This is a genomic window from Aeromonas sp. QDB25, assembly GCF_027707725.1.
Lineage (GTDB): Bacteria > Pseudomonadota > Gammaproteobacteria > Enterobacterales > Aeromonadaceae > Aeromonas > Aeromonas caviae.
The window spans coordinates 2,472-6,286 of record NZ_JAPCIZ010000128.1; the positions used below are offsets into that span (position 1 = coordinate 2,472).

The window sequence follows — 3,815 nt, forward strand, 5'->3', positions numbered from 1 at the left end:
GCCGGAATGACGCAGGTTGCACTACGATGGGTAAACGTCTGGTCGTAGGTACGGGCCTGTGCGGTAACCCGGTAACCGGTGATGGTAACCGGCAGCAGGTCGTTCGGAATGTTACGTGCCCAACTGGACCAGCCTATGTCGCTGAACTCGTAATGCACGGAGGACATTGAGGGGGTGACTGGGGCAGAGGCATCCTGAACAAGGTTGTAAACGAAATAGCCATAACCCCACTGCCCAAACGTGGTCCAGCGTATGGTGTTGATGTCCTTGAGGCCAAAGGGCGCGGTCATGGTGATGTAGACGTAGTTCGCGTCCTCGCCCACTTTGATGTTCTCACCGCCTCCATTGAGGAGTCGGGTGCCCCACTCGTAGTACCCACCGTAATCGCTAACCGGGATCCGGTAGGCCAGTCGGATAGGGTTGGTCTTAACCGTCATGCCAGACACATACGGAACGAATCCAGTAAGCCCCGGACCAAGCACGTTGCTAGAGGCAGGGTCGTAGACACCGAACGGCTGGGACGGGGTACCCAGCATGTTGTCATAGCGCACGCCCTGACGCGGACTGATAAAGACGTTGCCCGCATTGTCGGTAACGTTGAAGCCGATCTGGAAAACTTCCTGCAAATTCGTGGAGGGAAAGCTGTCCTCCATGGCGTAGGTGAACGAGTTGGTGGCGGGGGTAAACGGTACATCCACGCTCTTGTAGATCGTCCCATCCTGGCGATAAACGATGTATTTGCCGCTGGCGATGCCACTGCTATCAAGCACTGAGTTGAGGAAGAAGTATTCGTAGCCCGAGTTGCCCAGGCCCAGTTTCCACTCAGCACCGGTCGTAACCTGGCTATAGCCGCTGTTTTGGGCATAGATCGGGGCGGCCGTTGGGGCAGCTGTATCCACGTTGAAGGTGTAACTGTTGTTCGATACGGGGTTGCCGTTGATGTCGAGCACAGTCGTACGCAGGGTGTAGTTGCCGTCTGCGGGCGGGGTGAGATTGAACTTCACTCCGTAGAACTCACTGGCATCAGAAGCCACGATCCGGTTGGCCAGCGTGATCAGGGGCGAGGTCTGGGTCTCAACAACATTCGTCCCCTTGATGATCTCCAGTTTGACCTTACGATCCAGCCCGCTGATGGTGGTCACCACCAGTTGTGATGCCGGGTTGTACCAGGTGGCGGTGGGTTTCCTAACCTTCATCGCCCCCAGAGTGTCCACGAAGGACATCTCATAGACCTGTGCCGAAGCTACCGAGGTCATACCCAACAGGGTGAGCGCTAGGGCTATCTTATTGAGTCTTCTCATCGGGCTTGCCCACTCCATGCTCATTAACTCAGTTCACCGTCAGCTGCGGGATGTCTATCAGGTAATTGGCCCTGCCAGTCACACCGGGATCGGCAGGCCAAACCGGAATGGCTGCATTGCCGCTGACATCGAGCGGGATCACGACTTCCTTGGTTTCACCGGGGGCGACGCGGTCACCGTTGAACATCACGGAAAATTGCGAGTCGCGGCGCAGGGTAAAGAATGCCGCCTGAATAACCCGGCTTTGGGTGCCGACATCAGTCAGTGCGCCTTTGAAGGTGACCTGAGCTAGGGGGCGATTGTGCGAATCGAGCAGTGACTTGGCGACCGCCAGCACATTCTGTGACGGGGCCACCACCACGTTTTGCGGACTCAGGCTGAAGGTCTTGCTGAGGGTGGTCTTGTTGCCCTGATCGTCTTTGGCCTGCACCTTGAGCGTGTAGTCCTGCCCTGCCTCAATCGTCGGGAACATGCGGGGCACTTCCGGCTGATAGCCGTCAGCGACCTTCGAGTAACCCAGTTCGAGGTTGTCGTTGATGGGGCCCCCGGTCAGGCTCATGAAGGTGATCACCGGGTCGTGGTCATGGTTGTCCGTGACGGACACGCGCAGGGTTTTCAGGGTTTCTACCTGGCTCATCGACCCGGCCGTGTTGGTGATTGTGATCACCGGCGGGGTTGGATCGAGCACCAGATTGGAGATGGTCATTGAGGTTGCATTACCATCAATGTCCGTGGCAGTCCCGGTGATGGAGTAGTCACCATCGGGCAGGCTTGCCGCGTTGAACTCGGCGTACTTGTTCTTGTAGGTGTCGTCTCGGCTCAGGATCATCGGGACGGTGATCACCTGATTCTGGCTGTTGGTCGCTTTGACGACGAAACTCCGGGTATCCCACATCCCGATCTGGGAGTTATCCAACCGGTCATTGTCGGTTACCCGCATGATGAATTTACGGGTATCGGGCTGGTAGCTGAACTCGTCCATCACAGGCGGGTTGAAGTCCCACCAGGTATAGAGGTAGCCGCCAAAGGCGTTGAGCACCGTGTTGTCTGCATTTTTGACGTACATGCCTGGAGTGGCGTATCCCCTGCCTACCGAGTTGCTGATGTTGGTGTTGAGGGTGCAATCGGTGCTGCCCACCGGAATCTGGCATGTGATGCTGTTATACGACGCAGTCTGCGGATAGGGTCTGGCTTCCACAAACACTTGAATGCGATCAATGGTGTAGGGCTTGTTGAAGCGCACCTGGTTTGACGCAACCATGGGCTGCCCAGTGACGCCATAGGAAAAACTCTTCACTTTGGGTGCTGGCCCGGCACTGCCCTGCAGCTTCACGACATCAAGCGCGGGGGCGTTGAAGTCGGTATACAGCCCGGATAGCGTGGTGAGTCGCCAGTATTTGGAGTTGTTCTGCGGGACCACGGCGGTGTATTCCATATACCCCGTGGTTGCATCGGTGTAATGGGTGTTTTGGACGTAGCCGTAGTTCGTCCCGTTGTAGGCCACAAGACCGGTTTTGGGGATGTTGTAGCGGAATTTAACTGGGTTTTCGTAGCTCACCGAGTTGGCCAGTGGCATCCAAATGCCGTCGACCGAGTTCCAGACCTCTATCGAGTAGGGAGGTTTAACGGAGTCGATGTAGCTCAGATTCTCGAACTTGCTAAAGTTGCCTGCATAGTCCTTGAGGGAGAGGCCAATGGTGTAGCGACCCTGCACCGGGGCTACGTTAGTGGCTGCCGCAAAGCTCGTTTTCACGTTCCAGACAACCGGCGATGTCGCACTGAATGTCGTCGCCTTCTCACGCCGGGTACCACCGGCATCGATGGTGTAGTAGGTCGCAGATTCAATCCCGCTGGCATCGGTGAGCCCACCGAGGGTGATGGAGTTACCCGCCGAGTCAGCCCCGAACACATTCATCGATCCACCGGTACCGCTTGAGTTGCTGAACACAAAGCTGTTGGTAGTTGTGGGCCCGCTGGTATCAACGTTGAAGGTGTAATCGGTCGAGGTGACCACCACCCCTTTTATGTCGAGCACGGTGGAGCGCAGGATGTAGTTGCCCTCAGCAGGAGTGCTCAGCGAGAACTTGATCCCATAGAACTCCTTGCCGTCGCTGGCCACAATCCGGTTGGCCAGGGTAATGAGCGCTGAGGTTTGGGTCTCAACGACCGTCGTGCCCTTGAGCAATTCCAGCTTGATCTTGCGGTCCAGCCCAGAGATTGCGGTCACCGAGACGGAACCCGTTGGGTTGTACCAGGTGAGTGATGGGCTCTTCACGACGGTCGCGTTGTTGCTGTCCACGAAGGACATCTCATAGACCTGTGCCGAGGCCACCGAGGTCATCCCCAGCAGGGCGAGTACTATGGCTATTTTATTGAGTTTTAGCATTGTGAAATCTCCGCCCTGAGCCATCAGTTCACGGTTAACTGGGGGATGTCGATCATGAAATTCGCCTTCCCAGTCACGCCTGATGTGGCTGGCCAAACCGGCAACTTGGCGGACCACTGCACATCGAG

General features: G+C 56.6%; 2 protein-coding genes. Both read right to left on the reverse strand.

Going from position 1 to position 3,815, the window contains the following annotated elements:
* On the reverse strand, nucleotides 1–1,301 hold a 1,301-nt coding region (locus PG883_RS22300), incomplete at its 3' end, for an Ig-like domain repeat protein (RefSeq protein WP_270808235.1).
* Between the two features lie 28 nt (nucleotides 1,302–1,329).
* Nucleotides 1,330–3,687 (reverse strand): Ig-like domain-containing protein, encoded by a 2,358-nt coding sequence (locus PG883_RS22305; protein ID WP_270808236.1) that lies wholly within the window; start codon nucleotides 3,685–3,687, stop codon nucleotides 1,330–1,332.
* Between the last annotated feature and the right edge of the window lie 128 nt (nucleotides 3,688–3,815).